General features: G+C 57.7%; 19 protein-coding genes and 1 pseudogene. 13 read left to right on the top strand and 7 right to left on the bottom strand.

The window, feature by feature from the left end; all coding sequences use genetic code 11:
* Positions 1-133: 133 nt before the first annotated feature.
* The 3 genes from FVD38_RS07585 to FVD38_RS07575 all read right to left on the bottom strand — a co-directional run bounded on the left by FVD38_RS07585 (position 134) and on the right by FVD38_RS07575 (position 3,823).
* Positions 134-2,452 carry a DUF4214 domain-containing protein gene (locus FVD38_RS07585; RefSeq protein WP_147934257.1) on the bottom strand — a complete coding sequence of 773 codons (2,319 nt, stop codon included), beginning with the start codon at positions 2,450-2,452 and terminating at the stop codon, positions 134-136.
* 670 nt (positions 2,453-3,122) lie between these two features.
* Entirely contained in the window at positions 3,123-3,320 is a 198-nt protein-coding gene (locus tag FVD38_RS07580; RefSeq protein WP_147934256.1) for a hypothetical protein, read from the bottom strand.
* A 104-nt stretch (positions 3,321-3,424) separates the two neighbouring features.
* Positions 3,425-3,823: a glutaredoxin family protein gene (locus FVD38_RS07575; protein ID WP_147934255.1), complete on the bottom strand. Its 399-nt coding sequence runs from the start codon at positions 3,821-3,823 to the stop codon at positions 3,425-3,427.
* A gap of 1,834 nt (positions 3,824-5,657) precedes the next feature.
* Here FVD38_RS07575 and FVD38_RS27180 point away from each other — a divergent pair.
* From FVD38_RS27180 to FVD38_RS07550, 5 genes are all read left to right on the top strand, one after another.
* Positions 5,658-6,023 carry a helix-turn-helix domain-containing protein gene (locus FVD38_RS27180; RefSeq protein ID WP_109343494.1) on the top strand — a complete coding sequence of 122 codons (366 nt, stop codon included), beginning with the start codon at positions 5,658-5,660 and terminating at the stop codon, positions 6,021-6,023.
* A gap of 158 nt (positions 6,024-6,181) precedes the next feature.
* Positions 6,182-6,880 (top strand): hypothetical protein, encoded by a 699-nt coding sequence (locus FVD38_RS07565; RefSeq protein WP_147934254.1) that lies wholly within the window; start codon positions 6,182-6,184, stop codon positions 6,878-6,880.
* Positions 6,877-8,856: a hypothetical protein gene (locus FVD38_RS07560; protein ID WP_147934253.1), complete on the top strand. Its 1,980-nt coding sequence runs from the start codon at positions 6,877-6,879 to the stop codon at positions 8,854-8,856. Before FVD38_RS07565 ends, FVD38_RS07560 begins: the two co-directional genes overlap by 4 nt.
* A 1-nt stretch (position 8,857) precedes the next feature.
* On the top strand, positions 8,858-9,838 hold the full coding sequence (locus tag FVD38_RS07555) for an ATP-binding protein (RefSeq protein ID WP_187271507.1): 981 nt from the start codon (positions 8,858-8,860) through the stop codon (positions 9,836-9,838).
* Positions 9,835-11,190: a TniQ family protein gene (locus tag FVD38_RS07550; RefSeq protein WP_147934251.1), complete on the top strand. Its 1,356-nt coding sequence runs from the start codon at positions 9,835-9,837 to the stop codon at positions 11,188-11,190. Before FVD38_RS07555 ends, FVD38_RS07550 begins: the two co-directional genes overlap by 4 nt.
* Before the next feature lie 103 nt (positions 11,191-11,293).
* Here FVD38_RS07550 and FVD38_RS07545 read toward each other — a convergent pair whose 3' ends face one another.
* On the bottom strand, positions 11,294-12,361 hold the full coding sequence (locus FVD38_RS07545) for a cation efflux transmembrane domain-containing protein (protein ID WP_147934250.1): 1,068 nt from the start codon (positions 12,359-12,361) through the stop codon (positions 11,294-11,296).
* A 101-nt stretch (positions 12,362-12,462) separates the two neighbouring features.
* The gene (locus FVD38_RS07540) at positions 12,463-12,876 is read right to left on the bottom strand and encodes a MerR family transcriptional regulator (protein WP_040778152.1); all 414 of its coding nucleotides are present in this window, start codon (positions 12,874-12,876) and stop codon (positions 12,463-12,465) included.
* Between the two features lie 119 nt (positions 12,877-12,995).
* Between FVD38_RS07540 and FVD38_RS07535 the strand changes: the two genes are divergently transcribed.
* The 3 genes and pseudogenes from FVD38_RS07535 to FVD38_RS26785 form a co-directional block, all read left to right on the top strand.
* The gene (locus tag FVD38_RS07535; protein WP_157225735.1) at positions 12,996-13,703 is read left to right on the top strand and encodes a TolC family protein; all 708 of its coding nucleotides are present in this window, start codon (positions 12,996-12,998) and stop codon (positions 13,701-13,703) included.
* Between the two features lie 131 nt (positions 13,704-13,834).
* On the top strand, positions 13,835-14,191 hold the full coding sequence (locus FVD38_RS27130; protein WP_307161710.1) for an efflux RND transporter permease subunit: 357 nt from the start codon (positions 13,835-13,837) through the stop codon (positions 14,189-14,191).
* Between the two features lie 66 nt (positions 14,192-14,257).
* Positions 14,258-14,411: pseudogene (locus FVD38_RS26785) on the top strand (dihydrolipoyl dehydrogenase); the annotation flags it as partial.
* 193 nt (positions 14,412-14,604) lie between these two features.
* On the opposite strand, the gene FVD38_RS07525 reads toward FVD38_RS26785, so the two are convergent.
* Both FVD38_RS07525 and cadR read right to left on the bottom strand, forming a co-directional pair.
* The gene (locus tag FVD38_RS07525; protein WP_147934249.1) at positions 14,605-16,533 is read right to left on the bottom strand and encodes a cytochrome c/FTR1 family iron permease; all 1,929 of its coding nucleotides are present in this window, start codon (positions 16,531-16,533) and stop codon (positions 14,605-14,607) included.
* A 130-nt stretch (positions 16,534-16,663) separates the two neighbouring features.
* Positions 16,664-17,092, bottom strand: coding sequence for a Cd(II)/Pb(II)-responsive transcriptional regulator (gene cadR, locus FVD38_RS07520; protein WP_005670935.1), 429 nt, complete (start codon positions 17,090-17,092; stop codon positions 16,664-16,666).
* Between the two features lie 90 nt (positions 17,093-17,182).
* Here cadR and FVD38_RS07515 point away from each other — a divergent pair, with 90 nt between their 5' ends.
* The 5 genes from FVD38_RS07515 to FVD38_RS07495 all read left to right on the top strand — a co-directional run bounded on the left by FVD38_RS07515 (position 17,183) and on the right by FVD38_RS07495 (position 25,878).
* The gene (locus FVD38_RS07515; protein ID WP_005670933.1) at positions 17,183-19,618 is read left to right on the top strand and encodes a heavy metal translocating P-type ATPase; all 2,436 of its coding nucleotides are present in this window, start codon (positions 17,183-17,185) and stop codon (positions 19,616-19,618) included.
* Positions 19,602-20,006, top strand: a complete 405-nt coding sequence (locus FVD38_RS07510) for a hypothetical protein (RefSeq protein WP_147934248.1) — start codon at positions 19,602-19,604, stop codon at positions 20,004-20,006. Before FVD38_RS07515 ends, FVD38_RS07510 begins: the two co-directional genes overlap by 17 nt.
* Before the next feature lie 122 nt (positions 20,007-20,128).
* Positions 20,129-21,433 carry a TolC family protein gene (locus tag FVD38_RS07505; RefSeq protein WP_147934247.1) on the top strand — a complete coding sequence of 435 codons (1,305 nt, stop codon included), beginning with the start codon at positions 20,129-20,131 and terminating at the stop codon, positions 21,431-21,433.
* A complete protein-coding gene (locus FVD38_RS07500) occupies positions 21,430-22,680 on the top strand; it encodes an efflux RND transporter periplasmic adaptor subunit (protein WP_147934246.1) in 1,251 nt (416 codons plus the stop codon). Before FVD38_RS07505 ends, FVD38_RS07500 begins: the two co-directional genes overlap by 4 nt.
* A gap of 12 nt (positions 22,681-22,692) precedes the next feature.
* On the top strand, positions 22,693-25,878 hold the full coding sequence (locus FVD38_RS07495; RefSeq protein ID WP_147934245.1) for an efflux RND transporter permease subunit: 3,186 nt from the start codon (positions 22,693-22,695) through the stop codon (positions 25,876-25,878).
* Position 25,879 lies beyond the last annotated feature (1 nt).

Below are 25,879 nucleotides of genomic sequence, written 5' to 3'. Positions count from 1 at the left end.
CCAGGAGTGGCGGGAAGCAGCCTATCGCCACTCCTGGAGATGCGGAATCGCGAATCGGCGTGCGCGAGGAGGCATGGACCGTCGATTCCGAAACTCCAGGAGTGCTAGTTACTGGCTAGCACCCTATGCATATTTAGCGTACACACATCGCCGCCGACAAACTGGCGGTGGTGCTGCGGTAAAGGGTATGCGATTCCAAATCCAGCACATATTGCTCCGTCGGGGAGTACGGCGTGCTTGTCCAGGCGATCGGTTGGGCGCTGGTGGGCGGCGTGACGCCAGCCTTGAGCAAACCTTCCAGCTCGTCACGGGTAGGCAAGCGCCAGCCGGTCTGATCGTTCAGCGCCGTCGTGCTGCAATAGGCGAGGGCATTGGCGTAGTTCAATCTTGCCGCGCCAAGGGCCACTGGCGCCCAGGCGCGGTTGTTATGCCAGACGTAGCCACCAGGCAAATTTTTTGGCAAGCCCGGCACCACCTGCACCCGCACTGAAACCGCCGCGCCCTGGCCAAGGCTGTTGACTCCTTTCACCGTGTAGGTCGTGCTCTGCGTTGGACTCACCGTCACGGTGGCGTTCTGGTTAACTCCGGAGCCTTGGTGGCTCCAGATGTAGTCGCTGGCGGTGGGCGCGCAGCTTGCGTTGAGCTGGACATTGGCGGCGGGTGCGACCGTGCCGTAGTCTGCCGAGATCTGGCAGGTGGGTGCTTCCTGCTTGCGCCAGCTGCTGGCCTGGTTCATCGCATAGGTGGCGCGGCCACCCGTTGCCATCCAGAAGTTATGCAGCAGAAGTACGCCGTTGTGGCTCCAGCTACTATCCGCCACCGACGGCATCGTGAATTGGGTGATGCTGGAGGTGAGCTTGGTGGTCACGTCGCTGGTCAATTGGGTCTTGTCTGTCAGCACCACCACCAGGGCCCGGTAGTTGCGGATCGCCTTGGCGGGGTCGGGCTTGGCCAGGCCGGCTGCGGCCATCAGGTCGCCGTAGGCATTGGCCGAATAACTGGTAAAGCCGGTCGCTGAGAAGTTGCCTTTGGCGCGATCGACCCAGACGGGCGACTGGGCGATCTGGACATCGGGCACTTCCGACGCAGGAATCAGGCCCATGCTGTACAACTCCAGTGGTGCATAAGGCACGCTATTGCCGCCGGAGGTGTATTCGCTGAAGGCGTTGAGCATCGAATAGGTGTAGTCGATGGTGGCTTTTGGAGTGCCCGGTACAAAGACCAGAGGCGCTGCCGCGTGGTACTGGTTATCCCCAAGTGCCTGGAAACGGCTGGCATCCCAGCCTCCCAGCTGACCACCGACCGAGGAGAAGCCCCAGTGGGAGGTGTCAGTGCTGGGGAGAACCTTGTTGGCGTAGCGGTGCAGGATCTCGTGCAGCAGCGGGCTGTCACGCAAGGCATCGTTCCAGAACGGAATGGTCATCGTGCCTTGTAATCTCGGGCAAGGCGTCCGCGTGCATTGACCTGTTGGCTGGTAGTATCCGTAGGGCGCGTTGGCCGGCTTGGTCTCCAGGTCCCAGATATAAAAAATGGTGTCGAAGTTGTCCTTGAATTGCGCTTTGACATGCGCCGTCACAGCGTGTTCGATGGCATTAACCTTGCTGTAGGCGGCACTACTGCCGTCGTAGTCAGCCAGGGATTTCATCTCAGCGGCGGAGAGCTGGTAGCTGACCAGACAGTCGCCCGCATAGGTCTGGAAAGGCCCGATCGTGGCGGCAGCCGGGGTGCCTGCGCAACTGAAATCGTTCTTCAGCATGACAGTGAGGGTGGCGCCGACGGTGCCCCGGAAGGCGTCCAGGTCCGAACGATCGGAGACGTTGCTCATCAGCTGGCGCACTACGGCTGTTATCTTTTCATTGCTGTAGCTGGTGCCCTGGCTGTCTTTGGCAAGTGCGTCGGTAAGGATCTGGGCCGCGATGGCCTTTTGGCTGAGGGCTTCAACGTCCGAGCCTCGAGCGCTGGACATGAGGGCCAGCGCAGCGCTCGCGCGGGTGAGCAGCTTGCGATCCAGCAGGTCGGTCCAATAGATGGCGCCTGCCGTATCCGCAGTGCGATTGAAGATATTACGGTAGATCGCGGCGATGAAGGTGGCATTATCCCCAGGATAGAGCGCGGCTGACTCGGCACTGGTACCAAAACTGTCCACCAGGGCGCGTATCTGCGAACTGCTGCCATAGGCCTCGTTCATGCCGACCACGGTAGTCGGCGCGCCGGCGTCGCGGTAAAGCTTAGCATAGTAAGCTAGGCCTCCCGGATCGGCGGCGCGGCCGAAATAGCCCACGTATAAGCGCTGTACCACGTCGTCATGGTTGGACGGCGCCTCCGCTCGGCTCGTAGTACGCATTTCTTGATGCTGTAATGGGGCGGTGACGGGGTTAGTATCGCCGCCGCAAGCGCTGAGCAGGCTGGCACTGACGAGCAGGGCAGGAATGGCGTTGTTTACTTTCCGCATATTGTTATTTGTGAAAGTTGGTCAAGTCCCCATATTAATGCTCGTAGGAAATAATTTCCATATATAAATTTCTTTGCTAAGAAAATCTCTTCGCGTTAACGATGAGCAGTTGCGGACAAGGGCACGTCACTAGGGCCTTCGAGGAATATACTCATAGTGCATAACATTATGAGCAAGCCTGCCATCGAGGCATTTGGCATCGACGCGCAGCAAGGCCGCCGCCTAACTCGGCAATAAAACACGCTAAAGCGAGCAATTGCGACCTGCCGGAAATCCAAGCCCGAACGCTTATTGCCGAAGATGAAACGACGTCGGCAAGGCTTCAGCGCATTTTTTGGCGAGTATAGTTCGAGGATTATTCCAAGTACAAATGAACCCTGTTCGGAGATGCGAACCAGGAGTCGGAGAAAATTGGCGAGACTGGCGGCGCCGGGTGCCTGCTTAAGTGAAATGCGCAATGCATAAGCCAGTGGGCTTGATGTTCTTGACTGATGGTTTCTTGATGGATTCGTTCGAAAGAACTAAAACAAGTTGTCCAAGATCTCATGACAACCAGGCGCTGGCATGACATCGGAAGTCATACGAATGTAATCCTATTGAAATACCCCGAGCAACAAAAAGCCTTTTATAAAATGCCGCCCATCCGGGCGGCATGTCGTCGTTGGCGACTTCAGAGGCCGCACCGGTCGTTGCACGACCGCAAATCCTCCCAGCACTTAGCGGATTCCGCGGCATTCGTGCTCGCTCGCTGGCAGGCATCCAGGATCTGACCGCAGCCGGCGAGGCACTGGTTGTCCTGCCATGCGAATACCGAAGTGCTGGCGCCAAGGCCGATTGCAAACAGCAGGGTAAGCAATTTCTTGTTCATCAAGTTCTCCTCATAAGGTTGAAGCATTGACGGAATACTGCTGCGGGATAGCGCGCCGCCGGTCGCGGCGATCCCGACACAACAACAGCGCTGCGTCCTAGGCCCTATCGGGCGACTGGATGGCCAACCTGGTCAAGGGCGGCATCGAGATGTTTCTTGTTGAAGCCTGTCAGGAGACGGTCACCGACGAGGATGACGGGTACGGCCTGCTTTCCGAGTGAGGCGAAGTCACGCCGCCCCTGGTCAGAACTGTCGACGTCACGATCGATGAAGGGAATCGCGCGTTTGCGGAGATAGGCGCGTGCCTGGATACAGTAAGGGCAGGTCACTGTGCCGTAGAGCACGACTCTGGTGTTCGCGTCGGGATAGTAGGCCGAATAGTCACCGGTGCTGTATGCGGGCTTGAAAGCCTCGAAGAGTTGTGGCGCGGCCAGCCCGATCCCGAGGCCGGCCACGAGTATCAGCGCATACGTCAAACTCGACTTGAACTTGTTCGCAAGCATGACGTCCTCCCACTTAAGGTATTTATTGAAAATCTCATATACGTGTGAGGAGCGTCAATGCGCTTGGGATGGAATTGAGGTCTGCGTACGATTTCATGCCGGACGAGTGGCCGAACTTGTGCGTCACAATGCTGTCGGGCAGAACGGCTGGGTCTGGTGACGAGGGGGGGGATATTCACTTCGTCGGTTAAATGATACTTCTCGAGTGCCAATAAAGTGTGGACATTCCGAAACTCTTGGAGTTGCGGTATCCTGGTATCAGGAGGATTATCTATTAAGTGCGGATTTTCGACTGGCGCGCATGCTGCACGCGTTGGTCCGTATACATGGAAGGGCGCATCGATTATGCATTGAGGTTTTCACAAACAATGCAGGCGAGCTCGAACGTGATTAATTCAGAAGGTGCCTGGGCGAGCAAACAATGCACGGTAACGCCACTCCTGGAGGTGCGATTTATGTATCACCACGGATGATCAGGGCATCGTCGGCCTGTCCATTGGCGACATCCTGCATGAAACCACGCACCGAGCCAGGAGAATGGATTCTTCTTGTTTTGCTTGTTTTGCTTGTATTGCTTGTGTTGCTTGTGTTGCTTGTGTTGCCGGCAGCTGTGGGATGGGTGCGTACTGAGCTTTTGTCGAACAGAAAGGCGACCTAGTAGCGGTTTTGGGCCGTGTTTCAGGCTCCGTTGGTCCAACCTGGTTTGGCTAACGACGGTTGAATAGCGCGTAGCCGAAATGACGAAGGCCCCTAAGTGACAAGCAGGCCAGGCTGTATTGAAAGCGAATGATTCAGGTCGACCCGAGTGGGCATTTGACAGATTTACTGCCGAAGATCTGAAATTTCTACCGCCGAGAGTACTCGTACCTAAATCAGGTGACGTAATTTTCGACTAAGTGACTGAATTGTTTGGGATTCGTGCAAGAGTCATCTATTTTGAGTACTTCGGCATTTCTCTCGTCGGCAACATTGTACCTAAATATGGTGACTTAGTTGATGGGATCGAATTCAAACCTATAGATGTAGACTTAGCGCACATCCCCGCATTTTCCTTGACCTGCTAGTTAGCAAGACGTTGGCAGCACTGGGCAAATTGAAACCAGCTCAGCTTTCAAATATCCTCGCAATAGTCACCCTCCGTACGAAGTTCAAGCTTCATGGATTTAGCAAAACATCGAGCATCAATCGCATTCAATTTTCCTTATCGAAATACCAATTTCCAGGAGTAATCATAATGCTCCGTGGTAGAGCTGCCGACTCGGCTACGCCGATTTGATCCATAGTTAGTTATTGATGTCGGAAAAAGTTACTTTTCAGGTGCTTGGCGCGGAGGATCGCTACGGGACCGACCCACTGTCCTCGTAGGCATGGCAAAACCGAACCCTAGGCCAAGCAGCGTCGCCTTAAAAGTTAGTTTTGAGCGATTCGTCTAGACGTTATCTAGATAATCCGTAGTTGGTTGTTGACGTCGCAAAAAGTTACTTTTCAGGTTTGCGCGCGAAGGCGCTTTGCCACACAGATGCTCTGTCCTCGTAGAGATGGAGAAACGGCACCCTCGGGCCAAGCAACGGCGCCCTAAAAAGTTAGTTTTTGGCGAATCGACCAGGCGTTATCTAGACATCTGCCCTTACGAGCACCGCGTTCTTGTCTCGCAACTGAATATACGTGGTGCAGCCTTTGGAACACCAACGCAGATATTATCTGGGGCGGTCGTCGTAGCAGAGAAAGCAGTATCGCCAGCATTATCTAAACCCAGGGAATATTTTGCTTGCGGAATACCGAAAGCAGTTGTATAAACTGCATTCGCACTCAAAATCAGCTTCCGCCTTAAAACATGCGAGCAGCCGAAACTAACTTTGGCAGTGAATTGTATGCCCTAAGAATTCGCACAGGCGTGACGCAAGCAGACGTTGCCTCTCGTGCCGGATTGGGTAGAGGCTACTACTCGCAGCTGGAGAATTCAAGAAAGGGGCCGCCTTCGACGCTCCTCTTGTGCCGCATCGTCGAGGCGCTGGAACTGAGCGACGCTGAGTCGCACCGTTTGTTCGCTGTCGCGGTTGCAGATCGGTGCGCCGCGACTTGTCACAGTTCTGTGGCCTCGACCTCTATAGCACCACTCGTGAAGTCATTGATTCAATCGGCGCCCAGGATTACACACGAGCAAGCGGCGCGTATCGCAGCGATCCTTAAGGAGGAATAAATGTAGAAAACGACGAACCCCCTACAACTGAGATCCGCCGCTTTCTGGCCGAGATAGTATCTTCGAACGTGGAAATTCTAAGATATCGCTCTCCGGCCGGACGGTCAACTGTTGTTTTCAAAAAAGCTGCATCCGTCTATTAACTGGAGGGTAGAGCAATGGTGAAAGCAGTCTTAGAACGCGTTTCCTCAAGTGCACATGCGCGGGAAACTTTTACGCCTTTGTCCGTGATACGCAAACGCGCGGCCAAGGTATCGAATCTCTGGATCTTCGATTCCCCCAAGAACAATCGCCGCCTTACCGTGTCCGGTGACGTGCCCTTCATGCACTTGATGCTACTTGAAGGTGATACGGGCGTTGCTGGTTACGAACTCGTCGATGATCCTTTTAAAGTTGCTTCAAACAGTGATGCCGGCTATGTCAGGGTACGCAGCCGCGACGGCGCTGAGCATTGGATCGTCATAGCTCGTTCTGGGCGCTCTTCATCAGGCAAGGAAAGTGATCCCTCGATTCCGGAGGGTCTGCGAGAGAAGGCATCATCGGCCGGTGTAGAAGTTCATGCGCGCAGCGAACTTGAACTGCTTGGGAAAGAAGTCTTCCTGGACAACTGGCTCATGCTCTGCGCAATCATGACCCGTGTCAAAGCTTATCCCACGTATCGCGAAACCGAGCTGTTCTTGGCATTAATGTCTCGACATGGCGCGTTGCGCGTACAGGATGTCTTGGCCGACGCCCGGGCCGATCGGAGCATCATGCTTGCCGTGGTGGCCAGGGCGCTCCAGGAAGGCACGGTGCATACCGATCTGACTCGCCGCCTATTCGGAACTCACTCGCAACTCGACCGGGTGCGGTCATGAGTGTCCCACGTAGCCGGACCCTTATTCCTGCTGCCTTTGCGAACTTGTCGCAGTGGCCAGCACCTGATGAGGAAGTCCTGAACGAAGAAATCCTGCGTATTTACCGACCTCGTAAGCTGGCTGTCGCAATGTACGCGGACGGAGTAGCGCACGAACAGATCACAGCTGCTACGGCGATACCGCGCCAGAAGATTTTCTACCTGGTTGGCCGATGCATGGCTGGTGGTGAGGACGGCACGATCGCCGGCTTTCGTGCGCTGGTGCCTTGGAAGCGTTTGCGCGGCTACGAGCGACGTGCTCCAGTTGTCCATGAGCTAGGTGAAGGATCGGGTGGGTGTGCAGGTGCTCTATCGCAGCTGTTCGCGCGATTTCCCGAAGTGGAGCTACACATTCGGAACCGCTTTCTTGGCACTGGAGAGCGTTCGGTTCGAGTAGTTCGGATCAGCTACGCCGAGCTTCATGGTGAATTTCTTGACCAGCTACGCTCACTGGGTTTTACGTCGGAGGACTGGCCATTCAGTACGAAGAATTGCGGATACAAGTCTCTTCGGCAATTTTGTATCGGTTTGCTGAGCGAGAACGCAACGCGCTGGTTCTCGGCTCGCTCTGGAGAGGAAGCGGCGCGTCGACATGGGGTCGGTTCTGGGAGGCGCAGCCTTTTTCCGCAGCTTCGCGGCTATGGCGCCTGCCAATTAGATTTCCATAAAGTCGACGCAGCTTCAGTTCTGATCCTGGAGACCGAAGATGGCGGACGCTTGCCAGTACCGCTTGCTCGCTGGCACATCGGCTTTCTTATTGAGGAGCGATGGAATCTTGTGCTGGGCGCGTTTGTAGCGCTCGAGGGGAACCCGAGCGGGGACAGTGTGCTAGAGGTGGTCGAGTCCGCGATACGTCCACCGGCCGAAGAAAGCGATGCGGCTACTTGCCCATTAACTGTTGACGGCAAGGTTTTCCCCATACAAATCATGCCCGAGATAGCGTTCCAGGGCTTCGGCGTCCTCAAAATGGATAACGCATGGTCGAATGCGGCGACCGAAGTCGTCGATAACATAATCCGTACACTCGGTTGTGCGATCAATTTCGGTCCGGTCAAGGCGTGGTGGCGTAGGCATCCAGTTGAAAGGATTTTTGGCAAACTGAGCGAGCGTGGTTTAAAAAGACTGCCTTCCACATTCGGGTCTGGGCCAAAAGACACGCGCCGCAATAAGCCCGTCGAGCAGGCCGTGAAGTTCGAGATCACCATACGTGACCTCATTGATGTCATTTATGCCTGCATCAGAGAGCACAACGAGGAAGGGAATGAGGGTAACAATTTCTCTTCGCCGATAGGAGCGCTCCAGCATGGCTTGAATCGCTCCGATTCGGGAGTGTTTCTGCAGCCTTTACCCATTCCGGCGCAGCAAGACTTGAAGCTTCTTTCTCATGTCGAAGTTGTTAAGGTTTGCGGCAGCCGCAAGAATAACATCCGGCCTCATGTGACTCTCGGGCGATGGAAATATACAAACGCCGCTCTTGCGAACGCCTACGACCTCATCGACCGGCAACTCATCGTCTACTGCGATCGACGCGATGTCCAGGTCGCGAATGCGACCGTACTCGAGACGGGCGAACAGCTCGGCGCTCTGCAGGGCCCGGCGAACAAGCGAGGAGACCATATTTCGTGGCGCAACCGTGCACTTATGAACCAGGCAGGTCTGTCGCAACGCCTGCATGAGAATTCGACGTCAGTAGCGGCACGCTGGTGCGATGGGAAGGCCGACGAGCTGCGCGAACGCAGCAAGCGTGCTCGAAACGCCAAGCGCGCTTCTAAGGAAGCGCTCTCCCTTTCCAAGGTCCAGGCCGATCAAAAGCGCATCGGTGATAAAGCGGCAGTAGGGGACTCACTGATACCTTCGCCGCCTTCAATCTCGCCCAAGACCGGTAGCTTCTTCGATTTCGAAGCTCCCAAGACTGGTCCTACTTACTTAGGAGATTAAATTGACTGCCTTCGCTGACCTACTGACGATCGACCATCCGGCATTTAATCGAAATACTGTCCTATTGACGGAACCAATCAAGGAACTCTACCAAATCGTCCGCCACATCCTGCTCGTGCGCGAAAGCGGTTGCTGTTTCACTGCGCAAAGCGGTGTAGGAAAGACTCGCGCGCTCGTACTACTTGAACATTTACTGCGTGACCGCATGCCCGAATTGGTGGTGATCCGGCATAACAGTTGGAACCAGCAAGTTTCATCGATCCGCGCATTCTTCAAGCATTTTCTTACTGCGGTAGGTCACCCGGAACTTCGTGGCGAGACCTTCGACCTGCGCCACCGACTTGTGCGACGCCTCATTGATCTGGCTCGAGTATATCAGTCACCGTTTGTCGTGCTCCTTATCGATGAAGCAAATGCCATGCGTCTCGAAGATTTCCTCTTCCTGAAAGATATCTATAACGAGCTGGACCGTGAAGGCGTCCAGTTGGTAACGATCATGATGGGACAGGACCCAGATTTTTCCGACGTTATTGGCCACCTTCGGGAGATGGGCAAGTCTGACCTCATCTCTAGATTTGCACGGCGCCGTCAATCGTTTCGAGCATTCTCGTATAAGGAAGATGTGGCGTCAATTTTTGCTCAGTATGATAGTTCCGTCTGGCCCGCTGAAACTTCCCAGACCTGGACCCAGTTCTTTATGCCGACTGCCTGGGACGCTGGATTTCGGCTGGAAAACGAAACCACAAGGTTTTTCGACGCTGTGAAAAAATGTTCCCCGCATTCGGTCCACAAAGTGGGTTTTCCAGCCCGACAATTCTTCACGGCACTACGGCGCTATCTCACGGTCCAGCACCATCGCGACGCACCGGGGGTTTTTCCAAGCTCGGAAGCTTGGGACGACGCTGTTGACTTTGCACTTTTGGCGGACTCAATTGCCGAAATGAAAGGTGAGGCCAAGCGGGCACAAGGGAGACCGCGATGAAGATTTACGATAACGCCGTTAGAGAGTTTCCTTCCAACGCCGCGCTCGATTTGGTTCCCTTGCCGGAAGAATCGATGGTCTCCTCAATATGGCGATTCGGATGGCGTAACGGCCTCGGAGTAAAAGAACTGCTTACCCATTGCACGCACGGTGCGGGCTATCAGAAAGAGCATGCCACTTTTTCCTATAAGCGTGGTTTCGACCCGGACGTGTTCAGCCACAGCAGCTGGTGGATTGATGAGCCGAGTGAAAAAGAGGTATTCGGATCATCATCTGAAAAACATAGGTCTATATGGTGGAATACTGCGTTTCGCTATTGTCCCCTATGTCTAGGGCATCTTTATCATAGCTTCTGGCATCAATCGAAGTTCCTCTCCCACTGCCCGCTAGATGGAGCAGCACTGCGCGATACTTGTTACTCGTGCGGCAAGCATTTGCCCACTTATGGATTTCATCAAGAGATCCTAAGCAGGCCATACGTCTGCCCGCACTGCAACGGTCCCATCTCAGGCGTTGGATTGAGCGTGGATGCTCGGTTGGAGATACAGCAAAGCAAAAGGGAATACGCGCGAGCTTTTGAAAGTCTTGATCATTGGTGGGAGGAGTCGACAGCAGTACGCAATCAGCTGGAATCATTTTTGTCTTCACGGGCATATCATTTCTCGCCGTGGTTGAGGCCTGAAACTACATGGCTACAGTGGGTTATTCACCAAGTCCCCCCGCCGGCAACGCTACCTTTCACGACACGCGAAGTTCCCCAACTCGTGGTCTTGACTTGGAAAATCGCTCTTGAACGATGCGACCCTATGAAAAGCGTCCTTTTTCCGAAGCGTTGGAAAACTGAAAAACTTAGTCTTGCAATAAAGGTTTATCGTGCAACGCTACGACGGTTACTTCGCGTAATCGCAGAATCGGAACCGTTCGACGATGAGGACTATGTTCGTCATCGAGCCGAATCCATCAGAGACCTTCTGAATTCTCCGAGCGGCTGCAACGTGAAATTATTAGCCTTCATCATGCTCAGAAATAGCTACGAGACCTATTTTAGTGTGATGCATGCATCGCCAGACCAAGCAGATTTCCAGGACTGGAATGTGGGATTCCCTTATGGGAACGAGTTTGCACAGCGGGTAAGGATATGTTGGCGGGCGCAGTTTATCGCTGAGTATGCAGCGTTCTATTGGTGGCTAGTCGCTGTGCGGGATGGGAGGAAAAGAGTTGGCGACTTCAGAAGAGAAACCGCGACAATGAGTCATGTTGATGTGAAGTTCGACGGAAGTAATGGTGACTATATTATTGGTAAGGTCGCCTTCCCAGCTGTTGATGGACTTCGGCTTAGTCTGTCTCCCTGATGCCATAGGTGGGTGAAACCGGATAATAAAGTAGCTTCCATGACCGGTGGTGGCAGCTCGCCACCTACCGGTCAGCCATTCATGCAACAAAAACGCTTTACCGCTACCTCAGTTTAAGGATCCGGCGCGCACCAGTGAGCACGATGACGGCGATGATGGTGCCCACAACAAGATCGGGGTAAGGCGAACCAGTCCAGGTAACCAACACTCCAGCAGCGATCACGCCGAGATTGGCGATAACGTCGTTGGCGGAAAATATATAACTTGCCTTCATATGCGCACCCCGATCACGTTTCTTGGCGATCAAAATCAGGCAGGCAGCGTTAGCAATGAGGGCTACGGTTCCGACACTCATCATCAAAACAGATTCGGGTTCACTGCCAAAGAAGAAACGTCGAACCACTTCACTCAGCGCACCTAGTGCGAGCACGAGTTGAAGCCACCCAGCCACGTGGGCCGCACGAGTTTTTAGCGCAGCCGCGCGCCCAACAGCGTATAACGCTAAACCATAGACTGCTGCATCGGCGAACATGTCGAGCGAATCGGCTACTAATCCTGCGGATTCTGCGATTAACCCCCATGTGAGTTCGACCACGAACATCACAGCATTTATAGCCAGCAGCAGCCGCAACGTCTTCGCCTCTGACGCGTCTCCAGCTTTATCGGAGCCGCTAGTCGATTGGGACAGGTCTGGACGGGAACTGATCAGGTGGGCGCCCAAGTCTAATCGTGTCAGCTTCGACAATATAGGATCGATGTTTCCCGAGTGTGCTACGTGGAGCTGCCTTGCCGAGAGATCGAAGTTGAGCGAATGTATGCTTTCGACATCAGCTACCGCCATGCGGATCATGTTCTCCTCAGACGGGCAGTCCATCTTCGGTATTGCGAGCGTGCTGATCGTGCGTTGTACGGTAGAGCGTGGCTCAGCCGGACGTGAGCTGCGAAGCTCCACCCCCAGTCGCAATGGTTGAAGGACGTCGAAAAGGATATCTGCGCTCCCACGGTGGAGCACTCTGACGGTTCGGGTATTTAGGTCGAAGGCGATATGATCGATGCCGTCGACTTTGTCCAAAGCCATCCGAATCAAGTTTTCTTCAGACGGACAGTCCATTTTGGAGACGAACAGCTCGGTTTCAAAGCCGCTTGAAGGCGTGGTCTGATTTTGTGTCATGAAAGTGAGTTTTTTGGTGGCTGGTTATTGGAGGGTAAACCTTCAACCAGCTTCAAGGTCAAGTGTGCTCAGGACCTGTGATTGGCACCACGCTGAGTGAGCTACCCGGCTTGTCCCGCCGGCGCGAGGGCATCAATGATCCCGCAATCGGCAAATCGGCCGCCCCGGCATGAAATCAGCAGACGGGAAAGGTGTTCTTTCAATAAGTTGAGGTCTCTGATCTTTTGTTCGACCTCGGCAAGGTGTTGTTCTGTCAGCGCTGTCACGGCGCAGCAGTCGCCGTCTCGCTGGTCGGAGAAGGCCAACAGGCTTCGAACCTGGTCGACCGTGAACCCGATCTCCCGTGCACGGCGAACAAAGCTCAGGCGTGCTACATCCTCGCTCCCGTACAGCCGGTAGTTGCTGCCAGAGCGGGATGGAGAGTCGAGCAACCCGATTTTCTCGTAATAGCGAATTGTCGCTGGGGGCATCTGCGCCGCAGCGGACAGCTGTCCTATCGTAAATGTGCGTGACATCTTCTCGACATTAAAGTGGCTTTAAGGTTTATAAATCTCATTTATTAATTCGTCAAGCGAATCCAATCAGGCGCATTGAGATCAACGCTTCCGTCGCCATGGCCCTAGTGGCCATGTGTATGGCCGCAGGCTCTGCCATTGCTGAGAGCACCCCATTGACACTTGCCGAAGCCGTCGCCCGAGCCGGTAGCCAGGCACCGCAGTTGAAGGGCGCCGAAGCGGCCTTGCACGTGGCCGATGCCATTGTGCGCCAGTCTGGACTTCGATCGAACCCGACCCTTTCCCTTGAGGCCGAAAATGTCATGGGATCGCGACGTTACTCCGGTTTCGGTGGAGGAGAAAAGGCGGTCCGGCTATCGATGCCTCTAGAGCTCGGAGGTAAGCGGAGCGCCAGGATGCGCGTGGCACAGTCGCAGCGGGCCGCTGCCGGCATTGGGGCGCGCTCTGCTGAAGCGGAGCTGACAGTTCGGATTACCGAAGCGTTCGTTACCCTTGCTGCCAGCGAGCGCTATGTTGCAATCGCTAATGCTGGTCATGAGCTGGCAGCGCGTGCTCACCATGCAGCACGTGAAAGGGTACCGGACATCACCAATACGCAGGTGCAGATCAACGTCGTCGCACCAGCGCTCGCGCCGGCCGACGTCGAACGGCAGGTCACCTATCCGATCGAAACGGCGTTTGCCGGCATTCCCGGACTGGAATCCACGCGCTCGCTGAAGCGCGTGAATGCATCAATGCCGACGCGCGGCCGCCGGCCGGTGCATGGATTACCTGGGGCGGACAGGTTGAAAACCTCGAGCGTGCGCGGATGCGCCTGGCGGTCGTAGTACCGGCCTGCTTCGCACTCATCTTGGTGCTGTTTTATTCTGCCGTCGGTTCCTAGCGCGCTGCCGCGGTCGTGTTCACGGGCGTGCCTCTCGCCGGGATCAGGCGTATCGCCGCACTCTGATCGCGTGGCCTGCCATTTTCGATTTCGGCGGCCGTCGGATTCATCGCATTGTCCGGTGTTGCCGTCCTCAATGGGCTGGTGATGGCGGGTTTGATCGACGACCTGGCGAAACAGCTTCCGTGGGCCGAAGCGGTGCCCGAAGGTGCGCTGCGACGCCTGCGCCCCGTCTCAATGACGGCATTGGTCGCGTCGCTGGGCTTCGTGCCGATGGCATTGGCAACCGGCGCCGGCGCCGAGGTGCATCGGCCGTTGGCCACCGTCGTGATCAGTGGCTTGATCTCCGCCATGATCCTGACGCCGTTCGTGCTGCCAACGCTTTACCAGCGCTTCGCCCGTCCGCCCGAGAACGTGGCGGAGGGAATTTAATCAATCCGGCAGAGTGAACGCAACGACTCGGGCATTGGGAGGAATCACGTGAAAGCGTAGTACGACCTGTTCATCGTCGGCGCGGGTTCAGGCGATTACATCGCCGCAATCCGCGCCGGACAGCTCGGCTTGTCCGTGGCCTGCATCGAATCGAATCCTTACGCCGCACCCGACGGCCAGGCGCCCCGGCGGAACCTGCCTAAACGTGGGAAGCATCCCGAGGATCCCCCAAGCACGGCCAAGGCGGCGCTTACAAAATAGATTGGAATCTGATTCGGTCCAAGCTTTCGCGGTTCAAGCTGTTTAGCTCCCGGCGAAAACGTCATGGTTGCATGCGTCGAGCCAGGTGAGGCTCAAGCTGAAGATTGCTCCGGCTAGCATCGGTCGCGATGCCAGCTGCGAGCGTCCGCTTACTATTTGCGGACCTTCATCAGATTGAAGCCGAAGCCAAGACCAGCCGCCAGGAGCAGGGCCAGTTGCGCCGCATAAGTCTCTATCGTCGGGTAGAGGCCGAGAACTGGCATCCGCGGTCCCGTGACCGGTGTGGCCGTCAGCCATCCGGCTTCCTGCAGCCCTGCGATTCCTTTTCCGACCAGGACAACTGCCAGGGCGGCCACCAGCACGGAGCTGAACGAGAAGAATTTACCGATCGGCATGCGTGCACTGGTACGCAGGAAAATTACGGCGATCACCGACAGCAGGACCAGGCCTGTAACGAATCCTGCCAGCAGGGCGGTGCCGTTGCCGTCAGCGGCGAGCGCCGAGTAGAACAGGACCGTTTCGAAGACTTCACGGTACACCGCGATGAACGCCAGGGCAAACAAGGCCCATGCGGAGCGTTTTTCCATCGCTGCCGTCAAATGCTGCTTGAGGTAGGCTTGCCACTGTCCGGCCTGGCCTTTCTGGTGCATCCATAGTCCGACCGACAGCAGCACCGCGGCAGCGAATAGCGACGAGAGGCCCTCGGTCACTTCACGGCTTGCGCCACTGATGCTGACCACATAGGTGGCCACCACCCATGTCAAGGCGCCTGCCGCCAGCGCCGAGATCCAGCCTGCGTGCACGTAGTGCAAGGCTTGTGGACGCTCCGCTTTGCGCAGGAACGCGACCATCGCGATCACAATCAACAAGGCTTCGACACCTTCGCGCAGGAGAATGGTCAACGCGCCCACGAACACCGTCGTCGCATCGGTCTTGTTCGCGCCGGTAAGCTCCTCGACACGCACGAAATACGCGTCGAGTTGCGCGGCGTATTCGGTCGCACGCAACACGTTGCCTTGTGCAACCGCGCCCCGGTACAGCTGCATGGTTCGCTCAACGTCGACCAGCAACTGGCGGTCAGTCGCATCGAGCCTCGCCTCGAGCGGCTCGAAACCGTCCAGGTAGGCCGATAAAGCAAGCTCGGTAGCCTTCGACCGCTGGTTATTTTTCAAGGTATCCAGACTGTCTTGCAGCAGCTTGCGCGCAAGAACGATGCCCTTGCGTTCTTGCTGCTCCAGTACCACCCCGGGGTGGGTACGTGCATAGGCCAGAACCGACCGCGCGGTCGACGATGAGCTTGCCTTCGCCAGTTCTTCTTCGGTTGCCGTCACGAGCGTGTTCATGTCGGGAATCGTGGCAGACGCGGAGCTGCTCTGGGCGAATGCAGACTCTCCGGCTGCGATGTCCGTGTCCTTGAACGCCAGGCGGCCGACATAGAACGCCAGAGACCAGCGGTCATGCTCGGACAAGCCTGCAAAGGCCGGCATCGATGTGCCCTCGACACCCTGGCTGATGACCTGATACAGGGCCATGAGAGAGCGCGAGCGGGCTCTTTCCTCATCGGTAAATGCGATCGGTTTGGGTTCGAGCTTGGCCGCGAGTGCCCCATCGCCGGCGCCGGCCGCTCCATGGCATGAAGCGCATTGCGCCTGGTACAGCGCCGCACCGCGGGCCAGATCGGGCAGGGCGCGCGGCGCAACAGGGAAGGGGTAGGCCTGCAGCAGCAAACGGTTTGCCTCGCGCGCAAGCTGGGCAACCTGTTGCGGCGATTCCTTGCGCTCGACCGCCTGCTTTAGTTTTATGGTGGCAGCTGCCAGTTCTGCATGCAGGGGATGCGGAGGCAATGCCTTCACCTGGTTCTGCGCGCGCGTCGAGAACTCCTGCATTTCGCCGTATTCGAGTTCGCTGACAATCGCTCCGTTCTGGACCGCGCCTGCGTAATCGACGGCGACATAATCGAGCAACTGCCAGAGCTGTCGGACTTCCGCTTCCGATGATGTGGGATTAGCGTGTGTCGTACCGATCACGCAGCAGCAGAACATTACGAAGGCGATTAGCCGACGCCAAACGGGGTACGTCATATCGGGATACTTGTCTTCAGGTTCGAGAACCTGATATTAAACACCTTCTAGCTACTTGAAGGTCAAGCGCATTGTTGCGGCTGTTCGCTGATTCGGCAATGCAGTGATGGCGCGGAAAGTCCAGGGCTGGTCAATGGCGCCCAAGCCTTGCTGGCTCGTCGCAAGCGTCGGCAGTGCCGAGCGCCTGCAGGATTTCACATGGGTTTGTGCTGTCGGTGGCGACGCAACGGCTCCTGAGGTCTCTGAGCTGCGCTTCCAGTACTGACAGGTTTGCTATACGGTCGACGATGTGCCCGATGTGCTTGTCGAGTAGCGCGTTGACGCTCTCGCAATTTTTTCCGGGCGCCTCGCGAAAATCGAGCAGCGTCCGGATCTCATCGAGTGTCATGTCCAAGGCGCGGCAATGGCGAATGAACAGCAAGCGCTCAGCGTGAAGCTCGTTATAGGCTCGATAATTGTTTGCCGACCTCTCAGGCGGAGCGAGCAATCCGATGCGCTCATAGTAGCGGATGGTTTCAACCAAGCAGCCTGACCGGTCTGCCAATTCGCCAATTTTCAAGAAAAATCCCGCTACTTTAACTTAGTGCTTGACCCCGTACCCGCTACAGGGTGTTCAATGTGAACTATACACAGTTCTCGAGGAGTCGTCATGTCGGAATGCCAGACCAAATCATGTTGCGAAAAATCTGCATCGATCGAGACCGCGGGTGCCTCGTCTTCAACCCTGGACCGTTCCCTTCTCATTCGCATCGACCAAATGGACTGCCCGACTGAAGAGGGGCTGCTGCGGCAGGCGCTTGGGCGCGTCGCAGGCGTCGGAAAGCTCGAGTTCAATCTTGTCCAGCGCCGCTTGCGGGTGGAGCACAGCCTCGGCGATCCACAGGCGATCCTTGCAGCAGTACGGGCGGTCGGCATGGACCCGGTGATTGAACAGACCGAGGAGCAAAGCGGGTCAGCAGCCGGCACTGTTTTCCGCATCGAGAACATGGATTGCCCAACCGAGGAGACGCTCATCCGTAACAAGCTGTCCGGCATGCCGCAGGTCCAACAGCTCGACTTCAATCTCGTCCAGCGTCGCTTGGTCGTCAGGCATAGTGGGCCGGCAATGGCGATCCTGGATGCACTGACGTCCATCGGTATGCAGGCGGTGCTCGTTGCAGCTGGGCAAGGACGAGCCGAGGCGGTCCCACCCGTCTCCCGAAAGCGGCAGTATGCAGTCCTTGCCCTGGGCTTGGCCGCAGCAGTCGGTGCCGAGGTGGTCGCATGGACGACGGGCGATGAAAACTGGTGGCCAGTCATCCTGCTATCGCTGCTTGCGATCGCGACGACGGGCTTGGGGGTGTACAAGAAAGGCTGGATCGCGCTCAAGAACCGCAACCTGAATATCAATGCCCTGATGTCAATCGCCGTGACCGGGGCGGTACTGATCGGGCAGTGGCCCGAAGCGGCGATGGTCATGGTCCTTTTCGCGCTTGCCGAGATAATCGAGGCCCGATCGCTTGACCGTGCGAGAAACGCCATCCAGGGCCTGATGGCACTGACACCCGAGCGGGTAAGCGTGCGCCTTGACGACGGCAGCTGGAGTGAACAGGACGCCACCACGGTCGCGATCGGCGCCCTGGCCCGTGTCGCACCCGGCGAGCGGATCGCTTTGGATGGGGAAGTGACCACCGGCCAGTCGTCCGTCAACCAGGCGCCGATCACGGGCGAGAGCATGCCGGTACCAAAGACGGTCGGCGACAAGGTGTTTGCCGGCACGATCAATGAAACGGGCTCTTTCGAATACCGTGTCACCGCCGGCCACAGCAACTCGACCCTGTCGCGCATCATCCGCGCGGTCGAGGACGCGCAGGGCAGCCGCGCGCCCACGCAGCGTTTCGTCGACCGCTTCTCCAGCATCTACACGCCCATCGTGTTCGCCATTGCGCTCGCCGTCGCTCTGGTGCCGCCGCTCATGCTGGGCGCCGAATGGATGCCATGGATCTACAAGTCACTCGTTCTGCTGGTGATCGCGTGCCCCTGCGCCCTGGTGATCTCGACCCCGGTCACCGTCGTCAGCGGCCTGGCTGCGGCGGCGAGAGCCGGTATCCTCATCAAAGGCGGCGTCTACCTGGAGCAGGGCGGCAAGCTGCGCTCGCTCGCACTGGACAAGACCGGCACGATCACCCAAGGTAAACCCGAAGTGACGGACGTGTTGCCCCTGCAAGGCGATGCACAGACTCATCTGCAGCTCGCGGCCGCGCTCGCGGACCGTTCCGACCATCCGGTATCGACCGCGGTGAGCCGCCACTGGCAAAACTTGGGCCTGGACCTGCTCCTCGCATCCGTGACCGAGTTCGAGGCCTTGACCGGCCGTGGCACGAAAGGGCGGATCGACGGGAAGTGGTACTACCTCGGCAATCACCGCCTGGTCGAGGAGCTCGGCATCTGCAATACCGCGACGGAAAGCGTCCTGTCGACACTGGAGGGTGAAGGAAAGACCGCGGTTGTCCTCTGCGATGAGACGTCGCCACTGCTGGTGATCGGCGTGGCCGATACCATTCGTGAAACCAGTCGCGAAGCGGTGGCCCAGCTTCATAGGTTGGGGATCCGGACGGTCATGCTCACCGGCGACAACGCGGTGACGGCCAAAGCGATCGCACGGCAGGTTGGCATCGATGACGCCCGCGGGAACATGCTGCCCGAGGATAAGCTCTCTGCCATCAATGACGAGGTGGCGCAATTCGGTACCGTCGGCATGGTAGGGGATGGCATCAACGATGCCCCGGCGCTGGCCAAGGCCGATATCGGGTTTGCGATGGGCGCAGCGGGCACCGACACGGCCATTGAAACAGCCGACGTCGCGCTGATGGATGATGATTTGCGCAAGATCCCGCAGTTCATTCGCCTGAGCAGGCAGGCAGCCGCCATCCTCAAGCAGAACATCGTTGCAGCCTTGCTGATCAAGGCCGTGTTCCTGGTGCTCGCTATCGCAGGATCGGCCACCTTGTGGATGGCCGTGTTCGCGGACATGGGCGCCAGCCTGCTGGTTATCTTTAATGGTATGCGTCTGCTTCGCGTGCGTCTGCATGGCAGCAACGATTAACCGCACCGATGCTATACTCGCGACCATGATGCGCCGTTTTCTCACTTGCATGCTGATGATGCTCGCGTTCCAGTTCACCTGGAGTGCGATCAGCGCCTATTGCATGCATGAGACTGGACGAGCCGCACAGCACCTTGGACATCATCAGCATAAGACCGACGCTCACGATCAGGTGGCGGCGGCCGATGACGGTAAGCCTGCGTCGACGAAGAAGATCGCGCAGCACTCGCATTGTTCTTCGTGCGCGCACGCAGTGCTCGCTCCCGCAGCCGTTCAAACCGCCCCCTACCTGACGATGGCGCACTCCGCGCCGGTTGGTCCAAACGTCAGTTACGCGTCAGTCACTCAAGTCCCACCCGAGCGCCCCCAGTGGCCCGCCGCCGTGTAATTCCGGCGGCTATACCTTCTTTTACCAGGTAATTCCCGAGCTTCCGACCGTGTGCCCGCGCACTCGGCCGGTGTGCTCGCTGTCGCCGGATAGCTTTCGATCCATTCATTTCGGAGTTATCTATGCAATCCAGATCTATGATCATGGGGGCGCTAATACTGCTCGCGCAGTCGGCTCACCTCTACGCGCAGCCAAAATTCGTGCGCGATTCCACCAGCACCTCGCTCGCTGGCAATGCGTCGCTACTGCCCCTAACCCTGCAGCAGGCGTTGCAGGCTGCGTACGCAGGCAACCCAGGCTTGCGAGCCGCATCACAGGCGATCGGCATCGCCGAGGGTGGGAGGCTTCAGGCAGGCGTCATACCCAATCCTGAGCTGGCTCTATCCACCGAAGGAACCGACCGTCGGTCCAGGGTCGAGACCGCCCAGATTACCCAGCTCATCGAGCTCGGCGGCAAACGAAGCGCCCGCATCGCGTTCGCCGAACAAGAGCGTCTACTCGCCGTCCAAGCAGTGAACGTGCGACGAGCGATGTTGCGTGCCGACGTTATGGCCGCCTATCTGGAGGCCTTGACAGCGCAAGAGCGGGTCGGTTTGGCCGAGGCGGCCATTGAGGTCGCAAGCCGTGCGACGAATGCCGCGAGTCGGCGCGTCGCTGCCGGCAAGATATCGCCAGTCGAACAAACCCGTGCGAGTGTTGCAGAGTCGGCCGTGCGTCTTGACCTCACCCAAGCAACAGCCGACCTGAAGTCAGCCAAACGCAAGTTGGCGGTACTGATGGGCAGCTCGCGAGCGATTGCCCAGCCACTCCAGATGCCAGCCGTCGAGTTCGCTGCCGTACCAACGATGAACGAGCTCGAGCAGCGGCTAACCATGTCGCCGCAACTTCGGCAGGCCGAAGCGCAGGTCAAACGGCAGGATGCTCTGGTTGGCATGGAACGTTCGGCGCGGGCGCCAGACGTGACGGTGACCGTGGGTAGCCAGCGGGATCGTGAACGCAGCGGGAGCGAAGCCATATTTGGTATCTCCGTACCCCTGCCACTTTTCAATCGCAACCAGGGGAACATGCTCTCAGCACTAAGACGAGCCGACCAGGCTCGCGACGAATTAGGCGTCGAGCAGCTTCGGGTGTATGAGGAAATCGCGGACGCTCACCAGCGTGCAGAGGTCGCTCAGCTCCAGATCGACAGCCTCAAGTCCGAGATGCTGCCAGCGGCGCAGCAAGCCTATGACGCTGCCGTTACCGGTTTTGAACTCGGCAAATTCGGGTTTCTCGACGTTCTTGACACCCAGCGCGCATTAATTCAGGCACGCAGCTTGTATCTGCGCGCTCTGTCCGATCGGTATCGTGCAGCAACTGATATCGAACGAATCGCACCGGCTACTAGCGCCGAGAGCACCACCATCTTCAAGGAACACCTGCAATGACACCCCTACAAAATCATCGTAAGAAAAATCTGCCAATCATTGCCGCAATCGTGGCCGTCGGTGTCGTGCTGGCCCTGGCCATCCTGTTCTGGAACAAGGGAAGCGCTGAAGGTAGCGCCGGCGACGATGCCCATGGTCATGCCGAGAGCGGTCAGAAGGAGGGCGCAAAAGAAGCCGGTGGAGCAGGCGAGGAAAGCTCCGAGGATGAGCACCAGGACGAAGGAGTGGTCAAGCTGCCGGTCATGCAGGCGGAAAAGGCCGGGATCACGACCGCCGTTGCCGGTGCGGCCACGATCGAGAACATTGTCAAACTGCCTGGCGAAGTCCGTGTCAACGACGATCTGACCGCTCACGTAGTGCCGCGCCTGGGCGGCGTTGCCGAATCAGTGCCGGCGCAGCTGGGGCAAACGGTCAAGAAGGGGCAGGTGCTAGCCATCATTTCAAGCCCGGAGCTGGCTGACCTGCGTAGCGCCGCGAGCGCGGCACAGGTAAGGCTCGGCCTGGCCAAAACCATCTATGAGCGGGAAAAGAAGCTGTGGGAGGACCGTATCTCTGCCCAGCAGGACTTTCAGCAGGCCGAACAGGCACTGCGCGAGGCCGAGCTTACTTTGCAGGCAGCGCGCTCGAAATTGGCAGCTCTTGAAGTAGGTGCCGGAGGCGGCGCGTTGAACCGGTACGCGTTGCGCGCGCCGTTCGACGCTGTCGTCGTTGAAAAGCACATCACGCGGGGCGAAGCTGTGCAGGAAAACACCAATGTGTTCGTACTGACCGACCTGTCGCGCGTCTGGGTCGATGTCGCAGTCACGCCGAAAGACCTGGCAAGCGTGCGCAGCGGCGCAACGGCGGTTGTCAGTGCCACCGGCTCTGATATGAAAGCCGTCGGGAAAGTAAGTTATGTCGGCGCACTAGTCGGGGCGCAGTCCCGCGCCGCCACAGCGCGCGTCGTGATCGACAACCCAGGCGGCGCGTGGCGCCCTGGCCTGTTCGTGGACGTCGCGCTGGTGCAAGGGACTAAACAGGCTGCTGTAGCGATTCCGGCCGATGCTATCCAGACGGTGGAAGACAAGCCAGTAGTGTTTGTAGTGACGGAAGGGGGCTTTCGCACGCAGCCGATCGTGGCCGGCATTAATGACGGCAAAGGGGTGGAAATCCTGGAGGGCCTGGCAGCAGGAACGCGCTACGTTAATCGCGGCAGCTTTGTGCTCAAGGCCGAACTCGGCAAGGGCAGCGCCGAGCACGGCCATTAATAGGGGATTTCCATGTTTGAACGCATCATACGTTTCGCCATCGACAGCCGATGGCTGATCATGGGTCTGGTCCTGGCCATGGCGGCAATTGGCGTCTACAACTATCAGCGTCTGCCGATCGACGCTGTGCCAGATATTACCAACGTGCAGGTTCAGATCAACACCTCGGCACCAGGCTATTCGCCGCTCGAGGTCGAGCAGCGCATAACCTATCCGGTCGAGACCGTGATGGCGGGCCTGCCTGGACTGCAGCAGACTCGCTCATTATCGCGTTACGGGCTGTCGCAGGTCACAGTCGTTTTCCAGGATGGTACTGACATCTACTTCGCGCGCCAGCTGGTCAACCAGCGACTGCAGGAGGCCCGTGAAGGGCTGCCGGAGGGCGCAACGCCCATGATGGGGCCAATTTCCACTGGCTTGGGCGAGATCTACCTCTGGACGGTCGAAACAGAAGCAGGCGCGAAGAAGCCTGATGGGACAGCCTATACGCCAACTGACTTGCGCGAAGTGCAGGACTGGATCATCAAGCCGCAGTTGCGTCAGGTCCCGGGCGTGACCGAAATCAATTCAATCGGTGGCTTCGCTAAGGAATACCACATCACGCCGGATCCGAACCGGCTCAGTTCCTATGGTCTGACCCTGGCCGACGTCGTCACCGCGGTCGAGCGCAATAACGATAACACCGGGGCAGGCTACATCGAGCGCTCGGGCGAACAGCTTCTCATCCGCGCGCCGGGGCAGGTGCGAACCATCGAAGACATCCAAAATACCGTCCTGAAAAATACCGATGGCGTCGCGGTTCGGATTCGTGATGTCGCGGACGTCGCCGTCGGCCGCGAACTGCGCACGGGCGCCGCGACAGACAACGGTGCCGAAGTTGTGCTCGGTACCGTATTCATGCTCATCGGCGAAAACAGCCGGCAGGTCTCGCAGCTCGTTGCAGAGAAGATGGTCGAGATCAACAAGACTTTGCCTGCTGGCGTCAAGGCCGTCCCCGTGTATGACCGCACGGTGCTGGTCGACAAGGCGATTTCCACGGTACGCAAGAACTTGCTCGAAGGAGCGATCCTGGTGATCGTGATCTTGTTCCTATTCCTGGGCAATATCCGCGCAGCGATTATCACCGCGATGGTCATTCCACTGTCGATGTTATTCACCTTCACTGGCATGGTGACCTACAAGGTGAGTGCCAACTTGATGAGCTTGGGTGCTCTCGACTTCGGCATCATCATCGATGGCGCGGTCGTGATCGTGGAGAACTGCGTACGGCGCCTGGCGCACGCGCAAGAGCAGACCAAACGTGACCTGACCTTGGAAGAGCGCTTCCGTGAAGTGTTTGCGGCCGCAAAGGAAGCGCGCCGGCCACTGCTGTTCGGGCAGTTGATCATTATGGTGGTGTACCTGCCCATTTTCGCTTTGAGCGGGGTCGAAGGCAAAATGTTCCACCCGATGGCGTTCGCTGTCGTCATAGCTTTGCTTGGCGCGATGATTCTGTCGATGACGTTCGTGCCCGCGGCCGTTGCCCTGTTCATCGGCAAGCGCGTGGCCGAAAAGGAGAACCGCTTGATGACAATGGCGCGTAATGCCTATGCTCCTGCATTGCGCGCTGTCCTGCGTAACGGACCGATCGTGCTGACGGCATCAATAGTCACCGTGGTCCTGTCCGGACTGCTGGCGACACGACTCGGGAGCGAATTCATTCCCAATTTAAATGAAGGCGACATTGCGATCCAGGCGCTACGCATTCCGGCGACCAGCCTCACCCAATCAGTCGATATGCAGAAGAAGCTGGAGATCGGCCTCAAAGCAAAGTTCCCCGAGATCGAACGGATATTTGCCCGCACCGGCACTGCCGAGATTGCATCCGACCCGATGCCGCAAAACATCTCGGACGGCTACATCATGCTCAAGCCGGAGGCAGACTGGCCGAAACCGAAACGCAGCCACGCCGAACTTGTGGAAGCTATCCAAGAGGAGGCGGAAAAATACACCGGCAATGCCTATGAGTTCTCGCAGCCTATTCAACTGCGTTTCAACGAGCTAATCTCCGGTGTGCGCAGCGATGTCGCAGTCAAGCTGTATGGCGACGACATGGAAGTGCTGGCATCGACCGGGGCTCAGATCGCCGCTGTGCTACAACGCGTGCCGGGCGCAGCTGAAGTTAAGGTAGAGCAGACTACTGGTTTGCCGATGCTGACAGTCAATATTGACCGGGACAAGGCAGCGCGCTACGGGCTGAACATCACTGATGTGCAGGCCACGATCTCTGCGGCCACAGGTGGGCGCGAGGCCGGCACCATGTTCGAAGGCGATCGCCGCTTCGCCATCGTGGTACGGCTGCCAGAGGTTCAACGCGCAGACCTGGATGCACTTCGTCGCCTGCCGATTGCAGTGCCACCACGCTCAGGCACCAGCGCTGGAGACAATGAGGGCAGTCCGGCCTTCATCCCCTTAGGCGAACTGGCCACGCTCGATCTGGCACCGGGTCCGAACCAGATCAGCCGCGAAGACGGCAAGCGCCGTATCGTGGTCAGTGCCAACGTGCGCGGCCGCGATATCGGCAGCTTCGTGCCGGAAGCGGAGGAGGCTCTGGCCAAGAGCGTGAAGATCCCTGCAGGCTATTGGACCACTTGGGGCGGGACATTCGAACAGCTTCAGTCGGCTACCCAGCGCTTGCAGATCGTTGTGCCGCTGGCGTTGTTCCTGGTGTTCATGTTGCTATTCATGATGTTCCGAAACGTCAAAGACGGACTGTTGGTGTTCACCGGCATCCCGTTTGCCTTGACCGGCGGGATTGCGGCCTTGGCTTTACGAGGCATTCCGCTGTCGATCACCGCTGCGGTCGGCTTTATCGCCTTGTCGGGGGTGGCCGTGCTGAACGGGCTGGTAATGATTTCGTTCATCCGGTCACTGCGAGAAGACGGCATGTCGCTCGACGAAGCGATCACCCATGGAGCGCTAACGCGTCTGCGGCCGGTCCTTATGACGGCACTGGTCGCGTCCTTGGGATTTGTGCCAATGGCGATTGCCACCGGCACCGGCGCCGAGGTACAGCGCCCGCTGGCGACGGTGGTGATCGGCGGCATCCTGTCGTCTACGGCGCTAACGTTGCTGGTACTGCCTCTTCTATATCGACTGGCTCATCGTAAGGATCCAGATGGCCCCCTGCGTGAGACACGCGTGGTTACCCCCGTCTAAA

This window comes from Massilia arenae (assembly GCF_008014745.1).
Taxonomy (GTDB): Bacteria; Pseudomonadota; Gammaproteobacteria; order Burkholderiales; family Burkholderiaceae_D; genus Telluria; species Telluria arenae.
Note: the sequence above shows the minus strand (reverse complement) of the source record. Positions and strands in the feature narration are given on the sequence as shown.